The sequence below is a fragment of the Thiocapsa sp. genome, from assembly GCF_018399035.1.
Lineage (GTDB): Bacteria > Pseudomonadota > Gammaproteobacteria > Chromatiales > Chromatiaceae > Thiocapsa.
The window spans coordinates 4,402,501-4,427,668 of sequence record NZ_CP073760.1; the positions used below are offsets into that span (position 1 = coordinate 4,402,501).

General features: G+C 64.4%; 18 protein-coding genes and 2 rRNA genes (1 of these 20 cut by a window edge). 10 read left to right on the top strand and 10 right to left on the bottom strand.

What is annotated here, in order from left to right; all coding sequences use genetic code 11:
• A 23S ribosomal RNA gene (locus KFB96_RS20065) occupies positions 1–1,514 on the top strand (it extends 1,373 nt beyond the left edge of the window).
• 98 nt (positions 1,515–1,612) lie between these two features.
• Positions 1,613–1,728 (top strand): 5S ribosomal RNA (gene rrf / locus KFB96_RS20070).
• A gap of 192 nt (positions 1,729–1,920) precedes the next feature.
• Here the strand turns inward: rrf and KFB96_RS20075 are convergent.
• The 9 genes from KFB96_RS20075 to KFB96_RS20115 all read right to left on the bottom strand — a co-directional run bounded on the left by KFB96_RS20075 (position 1,921) and on the right by KFB96_RS20115 (position 13,690).
• Positions 1,921–3,312 (bottom strand): FtsW/RodA/SpoVE family cell cycle protein, encoded by a 1,392-nt coding sequence (locus KFB96_RS20075; RefSeq protein ID WP_213460790.1) that lies wholly within the window; start codon positions 3,310–3,312, stop codon positions 1,921–1,923.
• On the bottom strand, positions 3,309–4,889 hold the full coding sequence (locus KFB96_RS20080; RefSeq protein WP_213460792.1) for a penicillin-binding protein 2: 1,581 nt from the start codon (positions 4,887–4,889) through the stop codon (positions 3,309–3,311). The genes KFB96_RS20075 and KFB96_RS20080 overlap by 4 nt, the downstream gene beginning before the upstream one ends.
• Positions 4,890–4,925: 36 nt before the next feature.
• Entirely contained in the window at positions 4,926–6,008 is a 1,083-nt protein-coding gene (menC, locus tag KFB96_RS20085) for an o-succinylbenzoate synthase (RefSeq protein WP_366931558.1), read from the bottom strand.
• A gap of 191 nt (positions 6,009–6,199) precedes the next feature.
• Positions 6,200–7,090, bottom strand: a complete 891-nt coding sequence (locus tag KFB96_RS20090; RefSeq protein ID WP_300970584.1) for a 1,4-dihydroxy-2-naphthoate polyprenyltransferase — start codon at positions 7,088–7,090, stop codon at positions 6,200–6,202.
• Position 7,091: 1 nt separating this feature from the next.
• Positions 7,092–7,907 carry a 1,4-dihydroxy-2-naphthoyl-CoA synthase gene (gene menB, locus KFB96_RS20095; RefSeq protein WP_366931559.1) on the bottom strand — a complete coding sequence of 272 codons (816 nt, stop codon included), beginning with the start codon at positions 7,905–7,907 and terminating at the stop codon, positions 7,092–7,094.
• A gap of 69 nt (positions 7,908–7,976) precedes the next feature.
• The gene (gene menD / locus KFB96_RS20100) at positions 7,977–9,767 is read right to left on the bottom strand and encodes a 2-succinyl-5-enolpyruvyl-6-hydroxy-3-cyclohexene-1-carboxylic-acid synthase (protein WP_213460796.1); all 1,791 of its coding nucleotides are present in this window, start codon (positions 9,765–9,767) and stop codon (positions 7,977–7,979) included.
• Positions 9,764–11,152 (bottom strand): isochorismate synthase MenF, encoded by a 1,389-nt coding sequence (locus tag KFB96_RS20105; RefSeq protein WP_213460797.1) that lies wholly within the window; start codon positions 11,150–11,152, stop codon positions 9,764–9,766. The genes menD and KFB96_RS20105 overlap by 4 nt, the downstream gene beginning before the upstream one ends.
• A gap of 87 nt (positions 11,153–11,239) precedes the next feature.
• A complete protein-coding gene (locus tag KFB96_RS20110) occupies positions 11,240–12,172 on the bottom strand; it encodes an alpha/beta hydrolase (RefSeq protein WP_213460798.1) in 933 nt (310 codons plus the stop codon).
• Between the two features lie 15 nt (positions 12,173–12,187).
• On the bottom strand, positions 12,188–13,690 hold the full coding sequence (locus KFB96_RS20115) for a DUF2867 domain-containing protein (protein WP_213461249.1): 1,503 nt from the start codon (positions 13,688–13,690) through the stop codon (positions 12,188–12,190).
• A 237-nt stretch (positions 13,691–13,927) separates the two neighbouring features.
• Here KFB96_RS20115 and KFB96_RS20120 point away from each other — a divergent pair, with 237 nt between their 5' ends.
• Positions 13,928–14,782: an alpha/beta hydrolase gene (locus KFB96_RS20120; RefSeq protein ID WP_213460799.1), complete on the top strand. Its 855-nt coding sequence runs from the start codon at positions 13,928–13,930 to the stop codon at positions 14,780–14,782.
• Between the two features lie 12 nt (positions 14,783–14,794).
• Here KFB96_RS20120 and KFB96_RS20125 read toward each other — a convergent pair whose 3' ends face one another.
• Complete coding sequence (locus tag KFB96_RS20125; protein WP_213460800.1) at positions 14,795–15,106, bottom strand: hypothetical protein; 312 nt, start codon at positions 15,104–15,106, stop codon at positions 14,795–14,797.
• Positions 15,107–15,393: 287 nt separating this feature from the next.
• On the opposite strand from KFB96_RS20125, the gene KFB96_RS20130 reads away from it, so the two are divergent.
• The 7 genes from KFB96_RS20130 (at position 15,394) to KFB96_RS20160 (ending at position 25,129) form a co-directional block, all read left to right on the top strand.
• A complete protein-coding gene (locus KFB96_RS20130) occupies positions 15,394–15,723 on the top strand; it encodes a hypothetical protein (RefSeq protein ID WP_213460801.1) in 330 nt (109 codons plus the stop codon).
• Between the two features lie 299 nt (positions 15,724–16,022).
• Positions 16,023–19,148, top strand: a complete 3,126-nt coding sequence (locus tag KFB96_RS20135; RefSeq protein WP_366931573.1) for an anti-phage-associated DUF499 domain-containing protein — start codon at positions 16,023–16,025, stop codon at positions 19,146–19,148.
• Positions 19,149–19,245: 97 nt separating this feature from the next.
• Positions 19,246–20,400 carry an AAA family ATPase gene (locus tag KFB96_RS20140; RefSeq protein ID WP_213460805.1) on the top strand — a complete coding sequence of 385 codons (1,155 nt, stop codon included), beginning with the start codon at positions 19,246–19,248 and terminating at the stop codon, positions 20,398–20,400.
• Positions 20,397–21,020: a hypothetical protein gene (locus KFB96_RS20145; protein ID WP_213460807.1), complete on the top strand. Its 624-nt coding sequence runs from the start codon at positions 20,397–20,399 to the stop codon at positions 21,018–21,020. Before KFB96_RS20140 ends, KFB96_RS20145 begins: the two co-directional genes overlap by 4 nt.
• Positions 21,021–21,028: 8 nt before the next feature.
• The gene (locus KFB96_RS20150) at positions 21,029–21,634 is read left to right on the top strand and encodes an anti-phage-associated DUF3780 domain-containing protein (RefSeq protein ID WP_300970591.1); all 606 of its coding nucleotides are present in this window, start codon (positions 21,029–21,031) and stop codon (positions 21,632–21,634) included.
• A 161-nt stretch (positions 21,635–21,795) separates the two neighbouring features.
• Positions 21,796–21,996 (top strand): hypothetical protein, encoded by a 201-nt coding sequence (locus KFB96_RS20155; protein ID WP_213460811.1) that lies wholly within the window; start codon positions 21,796–21,798, stop codon positions 21,994–21,996.
• Between the two features lie 79 nt (positions 21,997–22,075).
• Entirely contained in the window at positions 22,076–25,129 is a 3,054-nt protein-coding gene (locus KFB96_RS20160) for an anti-phage-associated DUF1156 domain-containing protein (RefSeq protein ID WP_300970593.1), read from the top strand.
• The last annotated feature ends 39 nt before the right edge of the window (positions 25,130–25,168 follow it).

Consider the following 25,168-nt stretch of genomic DNA (forward strand, 5'->3'; position numbering starts at 1 on the left):
GGTTAATATTCCTGCACCAGACCGAACTGCGATGGGGGGACGGAGAAGGCTAGGCCAGCCGGCAGTTGGTGTCCGGTTTAAGCGAGTAGGCAGGACCCTTAGGCAAATCCGGGGGTTCAATGTCGAGACGTGACGACGAGTTCTTACGGGAACGAAGTGGTTGATGCCATGCTTCCAGGAAAAGCCTCTAAGCTTCAGGTTCGGTGTGACCGTACCCCAAACCGACACAGGTGGGCAGGGTGAGAATCCCAAGGTGCTTGAGAGAACTCTGGTGAAGGAACTAGGCAAAATAGTACCGTAACTTCGGGAGAAGGTACGCCCCTGTCAGGTGGAGCCACTAGCGGGCCGAGCCGAGAGGGGTTGCAGTGACCAGGCCGCTGCGACTGTTTATTAAAAACACAGCACTCTGCAAACGCGTAAGCGGACGTATAGGGTGTGACGCCTGCCCGGTGCCGGAAGGTTAAGTGATGGGGTCATCTTCGGAGAAGCTCTTGATCGAAGCCCCGGTAAACGGCGGCCGTAACTATAACGGTCCTAAGGTAGCGAAATTCCTTGTCGGGTAAGTTCCGACCTGCACGAATGGCGTAACGATGGCGGCGCTGTCTCCACCAGAGACTCAGTGAAATTGAAATCTCGGTTAAGATGCCGAGTACCCGCGGCTAGACGGAAAGACCCCGTGAACCTTTACTACAGCTTTGCACTGGACGTTGAACCGACTTGTGTAGGATAGGTGGGAGGCTGCGAAGCGGTGACGCCAGTTGCCGTGGAGCCGACCTTGAAATACCACCCTGGTCTGTTTGACGTTCTAACCTCGACCCGTCATCCGGGTCAGGGACAGTGCATGGTGGGTAGTTTGACTGGGGCGGTCTCCTCCCAAAGCGTAACGGAGGAGCACGAAGGTACCCTAATCCCGGTCGGAAATCGGGAGTTTAGTGCAAAGGCATAAGGGTGCTTGACTGCGAGACGGACAAGTCGAGCAGGTACGAAAGTAGGTCTTAGTGATCCGGTGGTTCTGTATGGAAGGGCCATCGCTCAACGGATAAAAGGTACTCCGGGGATAACAGGCTGATACCGCCCAAGAGTTCATATCGACGGCGGTGTTTGGCACCTCGATGTCGGCTCATCACATCCTGGGGCTGAAGTCGGTCCCAAGGGTATGGCTGTTCGCCATTTAAAGTGGTACGCGAGCTGGGTTTAGAACGTCGTGAGACAGTTCGGTCCCTATCTGCCGTGGGCGTTGGAGACTTGAGGGAAGCTGCTCCTAGTACGAGAGGACCGGAGTGGACGAACCCCTGGTGTTCCGGTTGTCACGCCAGTGGCACTGCCGGGTAGCTATGTTCGGACGGGATAACCGCTGAAAGCATCTAAGCGGGAAGCCCCTCCCGAGATGAGGTCTCCCTAGGCACTCGATGCCTCTGAAGGTCCGTTGAAGACGACGACGTTGATAGGCAGGATGTGGACGTCCAGTAATGGGTGAAGCTAACCTGTACTAATTGACCGTGTGGCTTGACCATATAACACCCAAGCGCGTTGCGCCGGGTGCCGACACCTCGCACAGCAACGATCTCACCGAACAGGACGCGTCCCCGAGCGGGGCGCGACCGCCCGTTTTCCTGGCGGCCATAGAACACTGGAACCACCTGATCCCATTCCGAACTCAGACGTGAAACGGTGTCTCGCCGATGATAGTGTGGGGCCTCCCCATGCGAACGTAGGTCACCGCCAGGGCCTTATACCCAAAACCCCCGCCTCAAAACGGGGGTTTTTTTATGCCCGCGGAAAAGCGAGGCACTGCGTGCGCTCCGTGAGAGATTTCAGAAACCGGTAGATCCTTTACCCTAAACCGCGTCCCCGCTAAGGGCCGTGGATGCACCAAACGTCGACCTCACTCGAAAGTGAGCATCTCGCTCTGGACGCGGTTTAGTTCCCCGGACTCCGACGCGCGCTCCGAACCTCATGCTTCGGAACCCCCTTCGCCTGCTTCGCAATCCGATTCTTCGGCGGCGCTGCCGGTTGACCGTCGGAGATGGCGAGGAGGATGCCTAAACCGATGAATCCAGTGATCAGGCTACTTCCGCCGTGACTGATGAAGGGCAAGGGTAGGCCGGTGAGAGGGATGAACTTGGTGACCCCGCCGATATTGAGGAAGGTCTGGGTTGCGAGGACGGTCATGAGTCCGAGACCGACCAACCGGCCATCGTTGTCGCGTGCTCGGGATGCGACCAGGAGGCCCCGGCCGAACAGGATCAGGAAAAAGACAATTAGGATCGCGCATCCCGCGAACCCCAATTCCTCGCCAATCACCGAATAGATGAAATCCGATTGGGCGATCGGGGTGTATTGCGGGCTTCCGCGGCCGAATCCTTCTCCCCAGAGTCCCCCTGAGTACATTCCGGACAATCCTTGCAGGATCTGCCAGCTCCCTCCCGTGGGATCGCGGAAAGGCTCCAGCCAAGCCGTCAATCGCCGCTCTCCGTGGGGCAGAACCTTCAAGACGACCCCGGCTACTGCGACCGCGCCGATCCCGCCGAAGAGCAGATAGCCCAAACGCCCCGTCCCGACGAAGAGCATCGTCAGCATGGCGATGCTCAGAATGATGAAGAGTCCGAGGTCGCGTTGGACGACCAAGAGGCCCGCGAGTACCAGCCAGAAACCGGCGAGCGGCAGCAAGGCCCGCCACGGCGGCAGCGGCAAACCCTTTCCCCAAGCGCCGAGGGATCTTGCGTTGCGCGCGACAAAGCCCGCCACGAACAGCACGATGGTCACCTTCAAGATCTCGCTCGGCGTGATTAGGCCGGCTGCATAGACGCCGCCACGAAAGCGTTGGCCAAACATCAACAAGACCGCCAAGAGCCCGAGCGAGAGCGCGGCCCAGACCCAAATCCAATGCCCCTGCGCGAGCGCTTGATAACGTCCGCGCATGAGGATGATGGCGGTTGCTCCCATCAGGACCAGCCCGATCGGAAAGAGGAGCAGATTGAGCGAGATCGTTCCCTCGGTGTCGAAGGATCCCATCCGATACTGGGCAAGCATCCCGAATCCGGACAGAAAGGCAACGGCGACGAGGATGAGTTGATCGCCCCTGAATCGTGCCGTCACCAGCATGAGATGCAGCGTCAGCAGCGAAAGGGCATAGAGCCCGAGCGGCAGGAGGTCGAGTCTGTCGATCACCCCGCCGCCGACGTGCGTCGAGCCCCAGAGCATCACGAATCCAAGCGCGATACAGACGACGCACCAGGCCAGGAGCGCGCGCTCGGGCGCGCGTAGATCCCAGGTGTCCGCGATGTCGATGGGTCCGTTTGCCCGACTCATTCGATCAACCCCAGATCGACCGCCCGCAACAGAAGATCCCGCGCGATCGGCGCAGCGGTTGCGGACCCGTAGCCGCCATGCTCGACCAACACCGCCACCGCAAGCTGAGGCCGATCGGCGGGTGCAAAGCCGACAAACCAGCTATGCGACGCGCCGTGCGGGTTCTCGGCGGTTCCGGTTTTTCCCGCGATCGCGAGTCGAGGGGTGTCGATCCCGCGGCCGGTCCCGCTGATCACGACCTGCCGAAGCATGGCCGATAGGCGTTCGGCGACCGATGTGCTCATGAAATAGGCCAAGGGTGCGGGTGCGTCCGTCTCGATCAATCGCGGTCTGACGGCGAGGCCCCGGTTGCCGACGGCGGACGCAATGAGCGCCATGTGTGCCGGTGTCACAAGAGCGGCTCCCTGACCGATCGACATCTGGGCGAGTCCATACTGGTCCGAGGGATCGAGTCGCCGGATCTCGCCCGTGCGCATCGACCAGGCTCCGTAGGGCGTCTCGTGCAGGACAATCCGGCGATTGAGCTGCATCCGCTCGGTCATGGCGAAAAAGGCGTCGTGCCCGTAGCGCACGCCGAGCTGAGCGAAAAAGACGTTCGAGGATCGGGCGAACGCCGTGCCCAGATCGAGGCGTCCGTATCCCGCCCAAGCCGAACCGCTATTCCTGGCCGTATAGTATTCATGGTCTCGGATCTTTCGATAGCGCGGTGAGGTCGTGAAGCCGTCCGCAGGACACTCGAGCGTCCCGGAAAAACCCTTCTCCAAGGCTAAGGCGGCAAGCAGGATCTTGAAGCTCGACCCCGGTGGATAGAGACCCTGAGTGGCGCGGTTCAACAAGGCCGCGCCCGGACCCGAATCCTGGAAGAGCGCCGGCGTGATCCGGTTCGGATCGTAGGAGGGGGCGCTCACGAGCGTGCGGATTGCCCCGTCGTCGGGTCGCAACAGCACGATCGCCCCCTGCTTTCCCTCGAGGAGACCGAAGGCCATCCGCTGGAGCTCGGCATCGAGCGTGAGTGTCAGGTCTTGGCCGCGGGGGCGCTTGTCCTGCGTCACGAGCTGGCGACCGAGCTTCCCCCAATCGCCGAGCCCGTCCGGTGCACCGCCGTTGAGTCGCACGTTCGCCACCGACTCCATCCCTGAAGCCCCGAACCAGGGGTCGCTATAGCCCACCACATGCGCGAAGGCAGGTCCGTCGGGATAGCGGCGATAGACCTGCCCGAGGATCTCCTCGCTGTAGGCGAGCACCTCGCCGCGATGATCCAGGATCCGCCCGCGCTGGATCCGATGTGCCGGGTTCAGCTCGCGCCTGTCGTGCAGCTGCATAAAGGCGATGAAATGCGGGCGAGAGGCGCCGATCAACTGCCATGTCGCTTGATAGACCAGGATCCCGGTGAACAGGAGGATCAAGAGAACGATCGGAACCCGCGCGGACCATTTGGCGCGCGGCAGATGTCGTAGCTCGGTGCCCCAGCGGGCGTCGAACATCGACCGGAGCAGATAGGCGGCAGCAAAAAAGAAGCCGACATGCAGCGCCACGCGAATCAGCGACCAGAGCTCCGGATCCAGGTGTGTCGTCATGCGGGCACGTCGATCGAAACCTCCGCCACCTCGGTCTTACTCCGGGCTCGTGTTCCACTCGGGATGCGGTCTGAATCCCGAGCCCGGTCGTTCGCAGAGCGACAGGCTCCCGCCGTGCAAGCGGGGCGGGACCCCGAGGTCCTCGGCCAGCCACTCCGCGGTGGCGAGTCCGTGCGGGAGCTTGCTGCCGGTGGCTGCGGCCAGCTGAGCGGTCGGCCAGAGTCCGGCGGCGCTCTCGACGACACCGGTGACCACCACATCGATGCCGGCCGTAGCGGCACGTCGGGATAGGTCGAGTGCGGATCGCAGCCCGCCCACGACAGCCGGCTTGATGACGATGCGCCTCACGCCTAGTTCTCCGATGTCCATATCTGCGGGCAAAGCGGCCAGGCTCTCGTCGAGCGCGAGCGGAAAGAGCGCTCGTTCCTGAAGCGCACGCAGCCGGCTCGGGTCAGGGATGCTCAGCGGCTCTTCCAGAGATTCGATCGGTAGCTCCGAGAGCTGATCGAGTATGCGGCAAGCCAGGTCATAGCCCCAAGCCCCGTTGGCATCGAGCCGAAGGCGCATGTCGCTCGGCAGGAGCTGCGCGAGCGACCTCAGGCGGGCAATCTCCGAAGCCGGCTTGTCGACACCCACCTTGATCTTCACCACACTGAAACCCGCCTCGACGGCCGGTTGAAGATCAGCCGCCGTCAGGGTCGCGAGTGTCCCGAGGATCCCGTTGACCGGAACAGCATCCGATGCATCGCTGGCCAACAGCCTTCGCAAGGGAACGCCTTCCGCTTGGCTCAGGAGGTCGAGCAGGGCGCACTCGAGCGCGCAGCGCGCGGCCGGCGTCGCGGCGAATCCATCGTCCAGCATCTGCAGGAGCTCGCCCACCGATCTGCCTGGCGCGCAGGCACAAGCATTCAACAACGCGGACTCGGCCGCCCCGTGATCCTCGGTTCCCGCCACAGGTATCGGCGCACAATCTCCGAAACCGACCGCCCCATTCGTCTCGGCACACACCAGCCAGCCGCGTCGTCGTTGAAATCTACCCCGCGCACTGTGCCAGTCGCGACGCAGCGGCAAGTCATACGGACGGATCCGGAGTCGATCGATCCGGAGTTGATCCATCATCCTAAACCGCGCCCTGTGCGGTATGCGATGTTTTTGGATGGGGTCGGCCCCGGCGGTTTTGACGAACGCTGGAGTCGGCGCGGTTTAAAGTATTAAAAAACATTAAATTTTAAACCGCGTCTCACCGAGACCGAGGACATCTCCGAAGCTAAACGCAAAATGAAAATGACGCATGTCGCTCAGGACGCGGTTTAGATCCGGCTCAGACCGAATCCGAGGAGCAGCAGCACCGTCACGGCCGCCTGGAAGAGCCCCGTTTGTCCCAGAAGTGGATTGATCTGCTTGCCGGTGGCGCCGCGAACGAGCTTGAGGGTCAGAAGACCGCCGAGCGGGACGGCGACCAGTAGCGGCCATGCGATGGTCGGGCCGAAGCTGAAGAACAGGATCGCAATCGATGCCAGCAGCAGCAGGCCATATAAAACACGCGCCTTCGGTCGGCCCAGATGGTGGCACAGGGTACGCCGTCCTGCGATGCGATCGGTCTCCAGATCCCGGTAGTTGTTCAGCAGCAAAACAGCGGCGGCCGGCAGACCCAGGCCAATGCCGACCGCGAATACCGGCCAGTCGAAGGTCAAGGTTTGGAGGTAATAGGTCCCGCCCACGGCGGCGAGCCCGAAGAACAGCAGCACATAGAGCTCGCCGAACGGGCCGTAGGCGATCGGACGCGGGCCGCCGGTGTAGGCGTAGCCCGCGACCAGGGAGGCGATCCCGATCGCGAGGATCGGCCACCCGCCGCGCACCACCAAGGCCAGCCCGATGACGAAGGCGAGTCCGAACGCCAGGTGTGCAGCCCGCTTGACCTGCTCGACGCTGAACCAGCCCTGGGCCGTCGCGCGTGGCGGGCCCAGACGATCGGCCGTGTCCGTGCCTCGCTCGAAATCCGAGGCATCGTTGTGCAGATTGGTACCGATCTGGATCGACACCGCCGCGATCAGGGTGAGCAGGGCCGTGACGGCGGCAAGCTCTCCGGTCTGAAAGACGGCCAGCCCGATCCCGGCCGCGACCGGGGCCACGGCCAGGACCAATGTCTTGGGGCGCGCCGCCGCGATCCAGAGCGCGAGATTCGATCCGGAGCCCGACACGTCAAGGACGCCGCGGGAACTTGCCGAAATCGGGCTCGCGTTTTTCGAGGAAGGCATCGCGTCCTTCTTGTCCCTCCGCGGTCGTGTAGAAGAGCGCGGTGGCATTCCCCGCCAGCTCCTGGATACCGGCGAGTCCGTCCGTCTCGGCGTTGAAGGATGCCTTGAGCACACGCAGCGCGGTCGGCGACAGCCGGTTCATCTGCCGGCACCAATCGAGCGTGACGGACTCGAGCTCGCGCAGCGGGACCACGGTGTTGACGAGCCCCATCGCGAGCGCCTCCTGCGCATCGTATTGACGGCACAGGAACCAGATCTCCTTGGCCTTCTTCAGTCCGACGGTGCGGGCCATGAGTCCGGCCCCGAAACCGCCGTCGAAGCTGCCGACCCGCGGTCCGGTCTGGCCGAAGCGGGCATTGTCCGCGGCAATCGTCAGGTCGCAGATCAGGTGCAGCACATGCCCGCCGCCGATCGCGTAGCCCGCGACCATGGCCACGACCGGCTTCGGGAGGGTGCGGATCTGACGCTGCAGCTCGAGCACGTTCAGGTGCTCGATCCCGGCCTCGTCGCGGTACCCCTCGTCGCCCCGGATGCGTTGATCGCCGCCCGAGCAGAAGGCCAAGTCGCCCGCGCCGGTGAGGATGATGACGCCGACACGCGGGTCGAGATGTGCGCGACGGAAGGCGTCGATCAGCTCGCGCACCGTCTGCGGCCGAAAGGCGTTGCGCACCTCGGGCCGATTGATGGTGATCTTGGCGATCTGCTCCGCCCGTTGGTAGAGGATGTCTTGATAGAGGTCGCCGGGGGGCGCCTCCCACACGACGGGGCTCGGTCCCTCGATTTCGGTTTGACCGGCCTGCTGACTGAACGCTGACGACACCTTGGAACCTCATTCACTCTCGATGATGGATTGCTCGCGAACGCCGTTCCAGAACGCGCGGTGCGCGCGCAGGCTCAGCTCCGCATCCAGACGGACCTCGATGAGTCCGGCCGGCTCTCCGCGCATGCCGGCGTCGATCGCCTCGGCCCGGGCTTGCGCGAAGCCCGAGGCGTCGTCGACCGACCGATGCGCGAGCCCGAAGGCCCGCGCGAGGGCATCCGGAAGCACGCGCTGCGGCGTTCGCCAAAGCGGCTCGAACCCCGCCAGTCCGCACTGCGGCAGAGCGTCGAAGATACGGCCGCCGCCATTATTCAAGACAATGCACGGGCGGTCGAGTCTCTCCATCAGCAATAGGCCGCTGAGGTCGTGGATGAAGGACAGATCGCCCAAGAGTCCGGTGACGCCTTGTGTCGGCTCCGCCCGGCCTGCGTTCAGCCCGGCCAGTGTCGAGCTCTGTCCGTCGATCCCGCTCGCACCGCGATGGCCGAAGACCCGCAGCGACTTTTCCGACTGCCCCGACCAGGTGTCGAGCTGACGGATCGGCAGCGAGTTGGCGCAGAAGAGACCGTCCCCGGCGGGGAGGCATTCCAGCAGATGGGCGATGAGATGGCCCTCGCACCAAGGCGACTGCTCCAGGAAGGCGCGGGCGAGCCGGTCGAGCGTCTGCTCCGCGGTGGCCCAGCGCTCGATCCAGAGCCCGTGCGCGTTGCGGTCGATACGTGTCGTCAACAACTTGTGAAGCGCGATCGGACCGGCGGTGATCCGGGCAACGACGTCATGGGTCGGATCCGTCCAGCGCTCGGCCGGCTCGACCAAGATCGCCGGGACGCCCGCGAGCCAGCCGGACAGCATCTTGGAGACGGGTGTCCCGCCGAACCGGATGACCCAGTCCGGTCTCAGCGTCGCTGCAGCCGCGGGGTTGCGCAGGAGGCTGTCGTACCGTGTGATCCGCGCGGCCGGCGCCGTTCGAAAGCGAAGGCCGGACAGCGGGTCGGCCAAGACCGGGGCGTCGAGCCGCTCGGCACAGGCGAAGATGGCCTCGGCCGATGCGTCGGATGGCCTCATCGGACCGCAGCAGATGACCCCGCGCCCGCCGAGGAGTTTGGTGAGCTCTCGCGGCCAGTGCGGTGTGTCGAAGGAATGGACCTGATCCATCGCCGACGCAACAGCCTCGGGTTCATCATGCGGGCCGCTCTCGGGCCCTCCTAAGGGTCCGAGTGGCTCGGCCGTGCAGGACGGTCCCGGCACGAGCGGCTCGCGAAACGGGAGATTCAGATGCACCGGACCGGGCCGCGGACCCCGGCTCACGAGCGCGGCACGAAGGCCGAGTGCCCGTATCGCCTTGAGCGCGGCCGGACCCTCTTCGGCCGGCCCGGGATCATGATACTCGCGCGTGAAGCCGCCGAAGAGACGCGTCTGATCGATCGTCTGGTTCGCACCCCAGCCGCGCAGCTCGGGTGGGCGATCCGCCGAGAGCAGGATCAGCGGAACACCGGACTCGGATGCCTCGATGACGGCAGGAAACCAATGGGCAAGGGCGCTGCCCGAGGTGCACAGGAGCGCAACCGGCCGCGCCGACGTCTGCGCCAGTCCCAATGCGAAGAAGGCGGCGCTGCGCTCGTCGAGGACGGGGGTGAGCTCGACGAGGGGCTGTCGTTGGGCCGCCATCACCAGCGGCGTCGAGCGCGAGCCGGGCGAGAGCACGACCCGACGCACACCGCCGCGCACCAGGCCATCGAAGAGCGCCAGCGCCCAGCGTAGATTTCGACAACCCTGATCGGGCGTCTCGGTGTGGCTCATGCGAACTGGAGTGCCGTCGACATGGCCGCGAGCTTGTGCTCGGTCTCCTGCCACTCGGAATCCGCATCCGAGCCCGCGACGATCCCCGCCCCGGCGTAGAGGTCCGCCGTGCTGCCATGGATTTCGGCGCAGCGCAGCAGGACCCAGAGCTCGCCGGTGAGATCCGGCGCGATGATCCCGGCCGCACCGGTATACCAACCCCGTTGGATCGGCTCGGAGCGTCGCAGCCAGGCGCGTGCCAGCTCGCAGGGATGACCGTTGGTGGCCGGTGTGGGATGCAGCAGCTCGGCGAGCTGGAAGACGTCCATACCGGGGTCGAGCTCGGCGCGCACCAGACTCCAGAGATGTTGCGCGTTGTTGAGCTGCATCACCCGAGGTCCGTCCGGCGGCTCGACGTGACGGCTGCAATGGCCGAGCGCATCGGTCACGGCATCGACCACGACCATGTGTTCGTGCAGGTTCTTGCGCGAGGTCTGCAGGGCACTCGTGAGCTCGGCATCGCGATCGGCACTCGCCGCGCGGCACACCGTCCCGGCGATCGCGTCCACCTCGATGCGGTCGCGCTGTTGGGTGAAGAGGCGCTCGGGCGTCGCCGCGACGAAGCTGGTCGCGTGGCGGCGGATCGTCACCACCTGACAAGAGGGAAAGAGATAGGCCAGGGCGGCGTTCAACCGGGTCAGATCGAAGCGTCGATGACCCTCGAGCCTGAGTCGCCGACAGACGACGACCTTCTCCAGATGCGCCTGCTCGATCTGCTCGAGGGCGGACAAGACCAAGTCCTGCCAACGCGCCGCATCCGGCTCGGTCGGCCCCTGATCGAGGCGTGCCGGTGTGAGCGGATCGAGCGCCGGCTGATTCAGCCGCGGGATGACCTGCTCCAGGCGCGCCTTCCAGCGCGCAAAGACCTCATCGCGTGCGACCGGCAGTGCGGTCGAGAGGATGACAGCCGCCTGACCGGCGCGCGAGGAGAGCGCAAGCTCCGGAAGCCAGAGCAGCGCGTTGGGCAAGGTGTCGGGCTCGGCCGGTGCGTCGGGCACGGGCGAGGAGGCAAAGCCGAGCATCGCGAACCCCGCGTAGCCGGTCTCGTCCGGGTCGAGATGATCCCAGTGCGCCGACATCCGTTTGGCGTGCGTGCGCAAGGTCTGAAGACGTGCCTCGCCCTGCGCGGTCCATTCGCCCGCGATGCCGTAGCCGGCGCGCACCTCGCCGCGATGATTGTGCGCGAACTGAAACTGCGGGCCCGGGATCTCGGGAGCGATCGCCAGCGCTTGAGGCAGCTCCAGGACGAGAGAGACGAATCCCTCCGAGCGCGTGAGCGGCAGGCTGTCGATCGTCTCGGCGAGGCGCGCGAGGATCTGCTCGAGGGTCTTGAGCGGTGCAAGCATGGGTAAGTCTGAAGCGCCGGCGGTCTGGTGTCTCGGTCCCGGGTGCGGCGACACACGCCGCATCGGGACCAGGCATCCTCGAAAAGCTCAGGCGGCCTGAGGGATCGACCAGAAGCGATCGATCGCAGCCGCGGTTTGCGCCGGCTGCTCCCACTGGAGCAGTCCGCGTGTCGGTGCGATGCGCTCGGCCCGCCAGTTCGAATGGTGGCTCAGGAAGTCCGGAAGCTCGTGAAAGTCGATGTTCGGATCGCGATCGTAGAGCACAAGCACGGGTTGCGCCACGTTTGCGTAGACGCTTTCGCGTGCGTTCGGGGTAAACAACTGACCGGACAGGAAGTACAGCGGTGCGTACTTGGCGCCCGGCTGATGCGATGTCGCGTAGGCGTAATCGATCATCTCGGGCGGGATGGTGCCGTGGAACGCCTGATTGTAGAAAAACCGAATGCTCGGCCGCGAGGTCAGCAGGGCAAAGACCCCGTCGTTCATGACCGGCACGCTCAGGACCTTATAGGCGCGTTCGGCGGCCTGGCCGGTCGGCAGTCGGCGCGCGCTGAATCCGGTCGGGGAGATCAGCACCAAGGACTCGACCAGCTCCGGCTTGATCAGCGCCGCCTGCGCGGCGAACTCGCAGCCGAGCGAGAAGGCGACCAGGTCGCAGGGCTTGCCGACCACCTTCTCCAGAAAGTCGACGATGGCGTTGGCGAAGAGGCTCGGCGAGTAACGCCGGTTGCTGCGATCGGAGTGGCCGAAACCCGGCAGGTCGAGCGCATAGACGGGCCGCTGCGAGCGATACTGCTGGAACAGCGGCTTCATCTCGAAGGCGCTGGGTGCGGCATTGATGCTGTGCACCAAGACCAGCGGACGGCCGGTGGTCGAGGTGTCCGCGTAGTAATGAATGCGTCCGCCGTGCTCGGTGGCGAGATCGTGCCGCGGGGCATCGAGCGCGGCCGGAAGCGCGACCTTGGCGGTCTTGGCCGCGCCGTGCGGTTGCGGAAGTGCCGAATCCTTACCTGTATTCATGTCGATAAAACCTCGTTATGTACTGCTTTCGATCGGGTGTGGTCTGCCTTGATCCCGCTCGGCGCGGCGACAGATCTCACGCGTGAGTCCTTTGAAGACGAAGCGGTGAATGGGTTCCAGTGAATACCAGTACAGCAGTCCCCAAACCCCGGCCGGGTGCCAGTAGGCCGTCGCCGTGAGGCGTGTGCCTCCGTCGGGCAGCGGGGTGAGGTCGAATTCCATCACGCCGGCCCCGGGGGCGCGCATGCCGAAGGCCAGGCTGAGGCGTTTCTCGGGCTCGGCGCCGAGCACCTTCCAGTGATCGATGCGGTCGCCCGTGCGTACGTTCCGCGGATGGCGTCGGCCGCGCATGCGACCGGGGCCGCCGATGGCCCAGTCCATCCACTCGCGGATGGACCAGAGCGTATCCAGATAGTAATAACGGTTGTCTCCGCCGATCGCCGACACCAGTCGCCAGACTGCGGCCGGATCCGCGCGGGTCTCGGACGTGCCCGAGGCGCGCTTGGCATAATAGGCGTAATCGATACGTTGATTGCGCACGGCGAAGGCACCCTCGGTCCAGCGTGTGATGGGCTCGCCGCTGCGCTCGAGCGCGAACGCGGCATCGACAGCCTCCCGAAACCCCAGGAGGCGTTGAGGAGCCAGCCGACGTGCCTCGGCATCGTCGGCGTCGAAGTCATGGCGCAAACCCTCGATCAGGGCACGCGCCACGTTCGTCGGCACCGATGTAATGAAGCGCAGCCAGTGCGCCGAGAGCCCCGGTGTCAGCACGGGGACCGGGATGATCCAGGGGCGGCGTTTGCCCGCCGCGTCGGCCAGGATGTACATCATCTGTGTGTAGGTCAGGGTCTCGGGGCCGGCGGTATCGAGGCTCAGCGACGCAGCCTCCTCAACCCAGGGCAGCCGGACAAGATAGACCAGCAGATTCTCCAGCGCGATAGGCGGCGATTTGGCGCGCACCCAGCGCGGCGTGACCATGACCGGGAGATGATAAACCAGGTCGCGCATCACCTCGAACGCCGCCGAGCCCGGGCCCACAATGATCCCGGCGCGGATCTCGGTCACGGGGACCGATCCGCGGCGCAGCACCTCGCCCGTGTCGCGTCGCGAGAGGATGTGCTCGCTCACCGCATCGTCCGGGACCAGTCCGCCGAGATAGACGATTCGCCGCACACCGGCCTGTGCAGCGGCATCGGCAAAGTTGCCGGCCGCTTCCAGGTCGAGACGCCCGAAATCGCGCCCCGCCGCCATGGAGTGCACCAGGTAATAGGCGACATCGACGTCCTGCAGCGCCGCGGGCAGCGTCTCGGGCGCAAGTGCGTCCGCCGGCACGATCTCCACGCCGGGCCAGCCGCGCGCTTCGAGCGTCTCTCGGCTGCGTGAGCTCGCCCGCACCCGTCGCCCTTCGGCGAGCAGGCGCGGCACCAAATGGCCGCCGATGTAGCCGCTGGCGCCGAACACCAGGCACAGCCCACCCGCACCCTCCGGAACGGGCTTCGCTTGCGCTGGCGCAGGCATTTGGGCCTCGCGTGTGCTCACTGCCGTGGTTTCAGCCATTAGAACCTTCTCCGGCGGTCGACGCCGCAGGCATCGGAGGTTTTTTCCGTCGTCAGTCAGCCGCACTTCGCATTAAGGGCGAATCGCCCCCGGCATAGAACCGAGCGCCGCTTCGGTGCCTATCCTCCGCCAGTCTCCGCGATTTCGCGTTGATGCGGCGCAACAAATGTCAATTCAGCATGACGGGCTAAGTGTCAAGTGAAGTTTACGGCCATTTTGTGTGTTTGTCTGGTCCTGGCGGGCTGTATCGGGCTGGTCGCACGGGAGGACGCACGCACGTCGCCATTGGACAAGGATGTCGCCGAGGCGTTGCCCGCCGCGTCTCTTTCCTCGGGCGGGGATGGTTCCGATCGGCACGTCGATACCGGTGTGGTTGACTCGGCGACCGGTTGCGCGCTGCATTATCGCCTGTATCGACCCGCAACAGCGCGAACCGAGGATCTGGTCGTCCTCGGTCATGGCTTCCTCCGCAGCCAAGAGCGCATGGCCGATCTGGCACAAGCCCTCGCCGACGCGGGCATCCCGACCGTGACCCTGGACTTCTGCAACACGCGGTTCTGGGACGGACGGCATTTTCGCAATGGACTGGATATGATCCGCGTGGCCGATGCGCTGGATGCGAAACAGGTGGTCTATGCCGGATTCTCGGCCGGCGGGTTGGCCGCCCTGGTCGCGGGCCGCAACGACCCGCGCACGCTCGGCGTCGTCGCGCTCGATCTGGTCGATGCCGGTCGGCTCGGCGAGGGGATGGCCGCCGGCCTCGATCGCCCGCTGATCGGTCTGGTCGGCGATCCCTCGCCCTGCAACGCCGAGAACAACGGCCTCGCCGTCTTCTCCGCCACCGATCGTGCCGCCGTGGAGCGTGTCACGGGTGCCGAGCACTGCGACTTCGAGTCCCCCACCGACTGGCTCTGCCGACTGGTCTGCAAACGCGACGCGTCTGTCGGAGCATCGCCGCGTAGGGACATCATCGCGGCAGCCACCGACGCGGTTGCCTCGCTGATCGCGCCTCGGTCGGAGGCGAAGCAGGCGGGTCGTTGGGCCGGCGGATGAGGTCTCGCTCGCTCAGCGTCCGAGCCTGGCCGAAAGACCCGAATCGAAACGCCCGACCAGGATCAGACCCGCCAAGCCACCGTAGAAACAAAGCGAGCCGAGCGGAATGCTCGCGAGCGTCCAGAGCCAGGCGAGCGCCGCCACCGAGACACAGATCATGGCGCCATAGCCGATCGCGACCGGCCGCGCGATCGGATGACCGAGCCGCCAATACAGCAGTGCCGCGGCGGCCAATGCAATGAGCCCCTTGATTCCGACCATCGCGCGCAGGAGCCGCACCAGATCCGGATCCATCCCGGCCGCGGTCGAGAAGGGCGCCGTCACGAGCGCTGTCGCGGCGGCAGTTGCGGCGATCGCGAAGACCAGCGCAGTCCTCCGAACAAGCGGACGGTGGCCTGTTACGAGCGGGGTCCGGACGAGGGCGCGATCAAGAACGGATGTCAAAGAGGCATACATGCTCATGCGATCACCCCCGGCAGAGTTGGAGAATAGGTCTAAAATCAAGCGGAGGCTAGATGGCGAAAGCCCAGACTTCAACCCCACCCGATGCGATTGAAATCCCGCCTCCGGGACACCCCGCGAACCGAGGCAAGCTCCGACGGAGGCCGCCGTTGAGCCGCACTCAGCCCGACGAGCAAGACTATCTGAGCCTCTTCCGGATCTACGGGGAGGATCTCGGCTCGCTCTACCGCGAGCCCGACGACGACCGCTATGCGCTCCTGTTCGAGCAGGTCGTTCGGCTCCTCATCAAACCCTCGTCGTTCAATCGGTCGCTGCCCGAACCCTTCCGTGTCGCCGCACGGCGCTATCACGACGGCGATCCGGCCACGGTGAAACATCTGAGCTATCCTGCCAACCGCCACTTCATGCTATGCGATCTGCACGACCTGATCAGTCTGCGGAGCCGGGTTGCCCGGAATCGCCTAAAAGGTCATCCATGACCGGCTTCGGGACGAACGGTGGATTGAGCGCGCAAGCCATTGTTCCGTAACGATTTAATGACGATGTGTTTCTAAGATCTCTCAGGGAGGCGCGGAGGCGCTGAGTGTACGAAGGAAAGATCTCGAATTCTCCGTGCTCTCCGTGTCTCCTGTACGATGATCCGCCAGTAACCGACGCCGTCACCGGGCAGCATTCGGTGACCGTCATCCGGAATTTGATCGAGATTCCAAGGGCTCGTTTTCCGCGCAGCCGGGTGCGTCGCGCAGCGGAATCGAGGATCGTGTCAACAGGGGGTAACGTGCTCGGAACCGTTCGTGACACCTGCAGGATTCATCCGATGGTCCAGGACTACCGGATGACGGAAGCGATCGAGAACCTCTCGGATCTCATCCACGATCAAGGCGACGGCACCGAGTTCTTCGCCCGCAACCACATCACGCAAGGGATGGAAACCCTGTTCCTCGAGGGGCTGCTGCGCCTTGCCGGACTGTCCGATCAGGCCGCCTTCGAGTTGGCTCAGGCCATGGGCGGCGGCAAGACCCACCTCATGATCGCCATCGGACTGCTGGCGAAATACCCGGCGCTCCGCCCCCTGGTCCTCCCCGCCGAACTCGCGGAGCGTCTGGATTTCGGTCCTGCACGCATCGCCGCGTTCAACGGCCGCAACGATCCCGAACACTACATCTGGGGCGAGATTGCCGAGCAGTTGGGCCAGCATGAGCTGATCCGTCCCTACTGGATCGATGGCCCGCGCGGTGTCGACGAGGCCAAGTGGCTGCAGATCCTCGGCGACGAGCCGACGCTGATTCTGCTCGACGAGTTGCCACCGTACCTGCTCAACGCCGACACCCGCGCCGTCGGCAAGGGCTCGCTCGCCGATCTAGTGACCTACAGCCTCGGTAATCTCCTGAGCGCCGCGATCAAACGGCCCCGCTGCTGCGTCGTCATCGCCAATCTCTCGGGCAGCTACGACGTCCAGACCCGCGATCTCGCGCGGGTCATGTCCAACCTTCAGCAGGAGACCCGCCGTCAGGCCCAGACCATCACCCCGGTCCAGCTGGCCGGCAACGAGATCTACGCGATCCTGAAGAAACGCCTCTTCACGCAGCTTCCCGACGCGTCGCTGGTCGACGCCGTCGCGGAAGCCTTCGCCGAGCAGGTCAAAGCCGCCGAGGACGGCGGTTACATCACCGCCAGGGCCATGGAAGAGGTCGCCGAGGAGGTCCGCGAGACCTATCCCTTCCACCCCTCGTTCAAGAACCTGGTGGCCCTGTTCAAGGAAAACGAGGGCTTCCGCCAGACCCGCGGTCTGATGCAGTTCACCGCCCGGCTGCTGCGCAGCGTGTGGAACCGCAACGCCAACGATGTCTTCCTGATCGGCACCCAACACCTGGATCTCAACGACACCCAGGTGCGCGACGAGATCCAGCGCGTCAACCCGGCACTGCTGCCCGCGGTGGTCAACGACATCGCCGACCACGGCAATGCCCGCGCCGAGGAGATCGACGGGGACCTGGGCAGCGATGCGGCCGGGCAGGTCGCCAAGCTGCTGCTCTCGGCCTCGCTTTCACGCGCGGTGGGTGCCCACACCGGCCTCACCCAAGCCGAGATCATCGAGTACCTGGCCGCACCCAATCGCAAGGCCGACGAGTTCATGGCCGGTCTTGAGCGCCTGCGCGATCGCGCCTGGTACCTGCATCGCGAGGGCGAAGCCTTCTACTTCAAGGAAACCGAGAACCTCGGTCGGCGCATCGAGCGCGACGCCAAACAGATCCCGCTGCCGAAGCTCGAGCAGGCGCTGATCAACCGTCTGGAGGGGCTCTTTCAAGCCCAGAGCAGGACGCGCGCGGCCTATCAGGATGTCCAGATCATGCCGCGGCTCGACGACGTGAAGCTCTCGGGCGGGCGCGTTTTGCTCGTGGTGCAGCCGGACGGGCGCACCCCGCCGGAGGCGATCCGGGCCTTCTACGAATTCCAGCAGGAGAAGAACAACGTCCTCATCCTGTCCGGCCACGACAGCCATCTGGCCAACGAGGTCGAGGCGCGCCTGCGTGAGCTGTATGCGGTGGAACGCATCCATGCCAATCTTAAACCCGGCGACACTCTCTTCGAGGAGGCGCGCGACAAGTACGAGGAACTCGCAGAACGCTTCACCAAGGCCGTCTCCGGCGCCTACAACCGGTTGTTCTATCCCGGTCCAAGCGGGGGTGGCGCCGGCGAGCTGGTGATGGCGACCATCGACAACGGCTTGAGCTTCGGCACCGGCGAGCATTCCGCCGAGGCCCAAATCGAGAAGCTGCTGGCAAGCGGGCGCTGCGACAACAAGCTCGCACTCGACATGAGCGATGACCTGCTCAACTACTGGGCGATGGCCGAGACCTATCTCTGGCCGGGCAAGGATCGACGCGTGCCCTGGCGTGATCTGGTGATGCGCGCCAAGACCGATCCCACCTGGCCCTGGATGCCGGGCGCGCGCGGCCTGGAGCTGCTGCGTGACGAGGCGCTCAAGCAGGGTCGATGGCGTCAGACCCCCGAGGGCCACATCGAGAAGGGCCCCTTCCCGCCCGAGCAGACCTCGGTCAACGTCACACCCACCGCCACCCATCGCGAGACCGGCGAGACCAGTCTGGTGCTCACCCCGCGCAATGCCGGCGACAGTCCCCGCGTCTATGTCGCCACGAGCGCCGCCGTGTCCGAGCAGGACGAGCAGGTGCAGGATCTTGAGGACTACCGCACCACCGCGGCGACCCTCTACTTTCTGGCGGTCGACAGCACCGGCAGGTACCGGATTGGCGAGCCGACCCGCTGGAGCGCGGATCTGGTCATCCGGCACGAGATCCATGCGGTCGCCGACAGCCGCAAGATCGAGCTGCGCTGCACACCGCCTGCCGAGCTGCGCTATACCCTCGATGGGACCAATCCCAAAGAGGGCACCCGCTACGCCGAGCCGTTCGCCGTCCCCGCCAAGGGATGCACCATCCTGATCGCGGCCAAGGCCGGCGAGATCGAGAAGAGCGCCAAGATCCAGGTCCCGGCCGACGGCGACAACCGGGTCATCATCGACGACACCAAAGCGGCACACCTAGTGAAGCCGAAGATCTCCATCGACACCACCGACAAAGCCTTCGCGGTGATTCAGCGCTTCAAGGATCGCCCCGAGACCCTGCTGCGCGGGGTGCAGATCCTCATCGGCGAGGGCGAAACGGCGGCCCAGATCCGCTTCAACGACCGCGAGCTGACCGCCGCCGCGATCGAGGCCGCCATCAACGGCATTCGCGCCGCGCTCGGCGACCCGCAAGCCGCCGTGCAGGTACTGATCAAGGGCGGCATCCGCTTCGGCGACGGCTACGCGCTCAAGGAATTCGCCGAGATCGCCGGGATCGGCCTTGCCGCCGGCGATGTGGTTCAGGATCCCACGGGCTGAGCGAGGTCAAACCGGCGACATGGAAAACCACTGATTCGCCGGCCCGGAACCTTCGCTTCGGACGTCGCTCCGCCGCTCGAACAACACGGCCAAACTCATGCGCATCGATCACATCCGACTTAAGAACTGGCTGAATTTTCGTAAGGTGGACGCGACACTGTCGGACACCACCTACTTCATCGGCCCGAATGCCGCCGGAAAGTCCAATCTCCTGGACGTGTTTCGCTTCTTGCGCACGGTCGCGGACACCACCGGGGGCGGGCTGCAGAAGGCGGTCGCGGATCGGGGAGGAATCACGCGCCTGCGTTGTCTCCAGGCGCGCCAGGATAACGAGGTTCGCATCGAGGTCAGGTTATCGGAGGGCATCGGCGACGATCGTGAGGACTGGTTCTATACGCTGGGTTTCAAGAGCGAGGGCACCGGCCGTCAGCGCCCGGTGGTGAGCGAGGAACGTGTCGAGCACAATGGGGTCTCTGTGCTGAACCGCCCGGACGCCGACGACCGCAGCGACAAGGAACGTCTGACCCAGAGCCATCTGGAACAGGTCAATGCCAATGCCGCATTTCGTCAGCTCGCCACCTTTTTTCGATCGACCACCTATCTGCATCTCGTCCCGCAGCTCCTGAAGTTTGCCGACCGCATCAGCGGCAAACGGTTGGAGGAGGATCCTTTTGGGCAGGGGTTTCTCGACGGTTTAGCCCGCACCCAGAAGAACACCCGTGACGCACGTTTGCGCAAGATCCAGCAGGTCTTGACCTCAGCGGTGCCCCAGTTCCAAGAGCTGCGGTTCACCCAGGACAAGACGACGGGGTCTTCGCACTTAGAGGCGCGCTATGCGCACTGGCGACCTCAGGGCGCCTGGCATCGGGAAGATCAGTTTTCCGATGGCACCCTGAGACTCATCGCCCTGCTCTGGTCGCTTCTGGATGGCGACTCATTGCTATTGCTCGAGGAGCCCGAGCTGTCGCTGAACGACGAGATCGTGCGACAGATCCCTCTGATGATCGAACGCATCAAGCGTCAGGCGAAATATCGGCGGCAAACCCTGATCACGACACACAGCGAAGCGCTGTTGTCGAACCCGATCGACGGACGCGGCATCCTGTTGGTGTTGCCCACCGAGGATGGTTCCCAGATTCGGGGTGCGACCGACACCGAGCTGGCGATGTTGAACAACGGACTCTCCCCCGCCGAGGTGCTGTTGCCCAATGCGCGTCCGCAAGGCGTCGAGCAGCTTGGATTATTTCGATGACGGGATTCGCAGTCGCGACCGAAGATGCCCTAAGCGAGGCCGTGGCTGAGAAACTCCTGCAGCAGGCCGGTAGCCATTCCGTGGTGCAGCGGCTGCGAAAGAGCGGCTTCGGATACTTGAAAGGACGGATCTCGGATTTCAATCGAATGGCGGCGAAGGTCATGCCGGTGCTTTTGTTGACCGACCTGGATCGCCTGGAATGCGCGCCCGAGCTGGTCACCTCATGGCTGCCTGGCGGTCCGGATGCGAATCTCCTGTTCCGTGTTGCCATTCGGGAAACCGAGTCCTGGATACTTGCCGATCGCTCCGCCTTCGCGGAATTCCTCGGTGTTTCCATCGCCAAGATACCCGACAGACCTGACGATCTTGCAGACCCCAAACGTGCCTTGCTCGATCTCGTTCGGAAATCGCGGCGGCGGGATCTGAGGGCGGACATCCTGCCGGCCCCCGGGATCTCCTTCCCGGTCGGGCTCGGTTACAACGAGCGACTGTCCGGATTTGTGCGCGTTGATTGGGATTGTCGACGGGCCGCCGAGTCGTCGCCGTCACTTGCCCGTGCCGTCAGACGCGTTGCCGGTTTCGACGCGATGGTTCCGTCGCGATCACCGTCGGCTTCATGAGGGGCGACGTGAGCGCACAAACGAAACGAGGCGAGCGCGCCGCCTACGCCCATCCCACCCGCGGCTTCGGCGTGCCGGCGACCTCCGACCCGCATCATTTCGTGGTCGAAATTCCACGCGGCAACACCGCGCCGATCCTGATTCGCGAGCACCTCGGCATGGGCTCGGAGAGCGTTCGCGAGCAGGTCATCGACCGCGTGCTCCTGGAGCGTCCGCGTTGGACCGCGATCCGTGCCGAGGTGCAGCGTGCCTTCAATGCCCGGCTCGCGGAGCACAACCTGGCCGGCGGCACCTGGAAGGTGGGCGAGACCCCGGTCGATCGTCTGCTGGGCAAGGAGCTGTGCGTCCTGGCGTGGGCGGTCGAGCGTCTCGATCCCGAGAAGATCCGCGTGGCGGTGCGCAACTGGCTCGCGTTGCGCCCGGAAGAACGCTGGTGGTTGTTCGGCATGACGTCGGTCGCGACCGGCGGTGTACTGGACGCAGAGAAGGGATGGCGCGTCGCGTTGCGCTACGCCTTGGGGGATGTGGCCCAGAATGCCCAGTTGAAGACCCGGATCCTCCTGGATCAGGTCGGACCGCAAGAGCAGGGAACGCTGTCGCTGTTCCAGGATTGACGCCCTCCTCAGCCGTCATCAAGATGACGTGCTTCACGACTGTGCCGATGTGCGATTGGTGGTTGGTTGGGTTCGTGAAGCGGAGCTTCGTCTCTCGGGTCGCGAAGCGGGAGCTTCGCGACCAGGGCAAGCGGGAGCTTGGCGACTAGGGCACCAGGGCAATGATCGATAACATTCTGCCTCCGACTCGACTGACCCTGGTGACGCAGCTCCCGCTGCGTCACCACGAGCTGAAGCTCTGCTTCACGACTGTGCCGATGAGCGATTGGTGGTTGGTTGGGTTCGTGAAGCGGAGCTTCGTCTCTCGGGTTGCGAAGCGGGAGCTTCGCGACCAGGGCAACCCTAAGTTCTTTATTTGCTGACTCGTTTTTCTCTTTTCTCTTTCTTCTCCGTGACTCCGTGTCTCCGTGGGAGATTAAGAGCCTTTGGACTCGCAACGCGATGATGGTTGAATCACACACGGATACGGCAGACGGAGAATCGCGGCTCGAGCCTTTCGCGTTGAGAGACGCCCCTGCGCTGATCGAGGCGGTTTTTCCGGCACAGAAGATCTCGTTCGAGGCACAGCGTGAGCGTAAGGCCGGGGCAGGGCAGACGCTGACTGCGCTCGGGTCCTACTGGAAGGGCCGTAAGCCGCTCATCCTGGTGCGGGCCATCCTGCTCGGCAGCCTCTTGCCCCAGACGGATGATCCGGAGCAGGACCTGGAGATCTTCGAGCAGTTGATGGCCTTCGACACCGCCGGACTCGCCCGGCGCGAGCCGAAGATCAGCGTGACGGAGCTTGCCCGGCGTCTGACGCTCGCGGATACCAGGCGCTACTTCGCCGCGTCTTACGAGGGTAAGGCGGCCACGCAGCAAGACTTGGCCTGTCTGCAGTGTCCGTTTGAACCCGACGATTATCCTGGACTCACCATTCGCTGGCGTCGCGACATCGATGAGGCCGACAAGCTGGATCTGCTGGCCCAGGCGCTGGCGACCTATCCCACCTACGAGGAACGCGCGGGACTCTGTAAACGCCCGGAGGAGCTGGAGCAGTCCGCGCTTTATGCCCCGATCTGGCTCGCCGTGAACGCCCATCTGGGCCGCTTCGGCATTGAGGCCCACTCGCATCAGGAGTTGGTCGAGCAGCTCGGCATCCTGCGCTTCGGACATCGGCCGAAGGTCGGCGACACCTTCTGCGGCGGGGGTTCCATCCCCTTCGAGGCCGCGCGGTTGGGCTGCGATGTCTATGCCTCGGACCTCAACCCGATCGCATGCATGCTGACCTGGGGGGCGCTCAACATCATCGGCGCCTCGCCCCAAAAGCGCGCCGAGATCGAGCGGGCCCAACGCGAAGTCGCGACAAGGGTCGATCGGATTGTCACGAAACTGGGCATCGAGCACGACAGTGCAGGCAATCGGGCCAAAGCCTATCTCTACTGTCTGGAAACGCGCTGCCCGGAGACCGGCTGGATGGTGCCGATGGCGCCGAGCTGGGTCATTTCGAAGACCCACAATGTGATTGCTCGGCTGGTCCCCGATCATGCGAGCAAGCGGTTCGACATCGAGATCCTCACCGGCGTCTCGGTCGACGAGATGCGGACTGCCGAGCTTGGCACGGTGCACGACGGCAATCTCGTCTACGCGCTCGACGGCAAGACCTATCGCACGCCGATCAAGACCATCCGTGGCGATTATCGCGACGCCGACGGCAGTACCGCCAACCGGCTTCGCCGCTGGGAGCAGCACGACTTCAAGCCGCGCCCGGACGACATCTTTCAGGAGCGGCTGTACTGCATCCAATGGATTACGCGCGAAACCCTCGATGCGCATCGTCCGACGACCTTCTTCGCCGCTGTGACCGCGGCGGATCTGGACCGCGAGCGTAGGGTCGAGGCGATCGTCGCCGGGCATCTGGCGCGCTGGCAGGATGAAGGACTGGTGCCTGATATGCCGATCGAGCCGGGCGACAAGACCGATGAGCCGATTCGAACGCGCGGCTGGATGTATTGGCATCAGCTTTTCGATCCGCGCACGCTCCTGATGGGGGCCTTGCTGAACCAGTCCGGTACTCGGGCGATCGACAAGTTCAACGTCAGCATATTTTTGGATAATTCCGGCCGACTGGTCCGTTGGCATACGACACCTCCGCACAAAGCCGGTGGTGGACGCGATCTGCCTGCAAACGTGTTTTCTAATCAGGCGCTCAATACGCTCTTCAACTTCGCCGTGCGATCCTGGTGGTCGGCAAATAACGTACTGAGGTACGACTACCCTGGTGATCGACGCATTGAGTCGATCACGACTGTAGTGGCCCTTGATGCCCGCGAGATCGTCGGCGATGCCGATCTATTTTTGACCGATCCTCCATACGCCGATGCGGTGCACTACCACGAGATCAGCGAGTTCTTCATCGCCTGGCTCCGCAAAAACCCGCCACCACCCTTCGACCAGTGGACCTGGGACTCGCGCCGAGACCTCGCCATCAAAGGCTCCGGCGATGACTTCCGCCGCGGCATGGTCGACGCCTACAAGGCGATGACCGAGCACATGCCGGACAACGGCATGCAATGCGTGATGTTCACCCACCAGGACACCGGCGTCTGGTCCGACATGGTGAGCATCTTCTGGGCCGCCGGTCTGCAGGTGGTTGGCGCCTGGTACATCGCCACCGAAACCACATCGGAGCTCAAGAAGGGCGGCTATGTCCAGGGCACCGTGATCCTGATGCTGCGCAAGCGCCCCGCCGGCGAGCGACCCGGCTTCAAGCAACTCATCCTTCCCGAGGTGAAACGCGAGGTCGATGCCCAGATCAAACAGATGCTGCATCTCAACACCGAGACCGAGGCCCGCATGGGCGCGCCGGTCTTCAACGACTCGGACCTGCAGATGGCCGGCTACGCGGCGGCGCTCAAGGTCTTGACCGGCTACACCAGCCTCGGCGGCGAGGATGTGACCGCCTTTGCCCTGCGTCCGCGCCGCAAGGGCGAGACCACGGTGGTCGACGAGATCGTCGAGCAGGCGGCCGAGACCGCCAACGGTTTGCTCGTTCCCGAGGGACTGGAGCGCGAGACCTGGCAGGCCATCGGCGGCATCCAGCGCTTCTACCTGCGCATGCTCGACATGGAGACCACCGGGGCGTCCAAGCTCGACAACTACCAGAACTTCGCCAAGGCGTTCCGGGTCGACGACTATGCGGCGGTGATGGCGAGCACCAAACCGAACGCGGCGCGGCTAAAATCGGTCACCGAATTCAAGCCGCGCGATCTCACCGACCGCACCGAGCTCGGGGCTACCCCGCTCGCGGCGCTGGTCATCGCCGTGCAAGAGTTCCTGGCCGACAAGGATCCCGAGGTCGTCATGGCCAATCTGCGCGACGCGATCCCGGACTATCTCCACCGTCGCCCGCTGCTGGTCGACATGACCGCCTTCATCGCCGCCAAGGCCCGCGGACCGGAGATCCGGCGCGCCGCGGAGGCGATCGCCAGCCGGATGCGCCATCAGCGGTTTCTGTAAAACCCGGGATCTCTCACAACGCGAGTGACTGAATAACGG

What these genes read in the sequence shown, in the direction of transcription:
- KFB96_RS20155 (WP_213460811.1), top strand. Translation starts at nt 21,796, where the DNA reads ATGATCGATAACATTCTGCCTCCGACTCGACTGACCCTGGTGACGCAG.
- KFB96_RS20160 (WP_300970593.1), top strand. Translation starts at nt 22,076, where the DNA reads ATGATGGTTGAATCACACACGGATACGGCAGACGGAGAATCGCGGCTC.
- KFB96_RS20075 (WP_213460790.1), bottom strand. Translation starts at nt 3,312, where the DNA reads ATGAGTCGGGCAAACGGACCCATCGACATCGCGGACACCTGGGATCTA.
- KFB96_RS20105 (WP_213460797.1), bottom strand. Translation starts at nt 11,152, where the DNA reads ATGCTTGCACCGCTCAAGACCCTCGAGCAGATCCTCGCGCGCCTCGCC.
- KFB96_RS20115 (WP_213461249.1), bottom strand. Translation starts at nt 13,690, where the DNA reads ATGCCTGCGCCAGCGCAAGCGAAGCCCGTTCCGGAGGGTGCGGGTGGG.
- KFB96_RS20080 (WP_213460792.1), bottom strand. Translation starts at nt 4,889, where the DNA reads ATGACGACACACCTGGATCCGGAGCTCTGGTCGCTGATTCGCGTGGCG.
- KFB96_RS20140 (WP_213460805.1), top strand. Translation starts at nt 19,246, where the DNA reads ATGCGCATCGATCACATCCGACTTAAGAACTGGCTGAATTTTCGTAAG.
- menD (WP_213460796.1), bottom strand. Translation starts at nt 9,767, where the DNA reads ATGAGCCACACCGAGACGCCCGATCAGGGTTGTCGAAATCTACGCTGG.
- KFB96_RS20145 (WP_213460807.1), top strand. Translation starts at nt 20,397, where the DNA reads ATGACGGGATTCGCAGTCGCGACCGAAGATGCCCTAAGCGAGGCCGTG.
- KFB96_RS20110 (WP_213460798.1), bottom strand. Translation starts at nt 12,172, where the DNA reads ATGAATACAGGTAAGGATTCGGCACTTCCGCAACCGCACGGCGCGGCC.
- menC (WP_366931558.1), bottom strand. Translation starts at nt 6,008, where the DNA reads ATGATGGATCAACTCCGGATCGATCGACTCCGGATCCGTCCGTATGAC.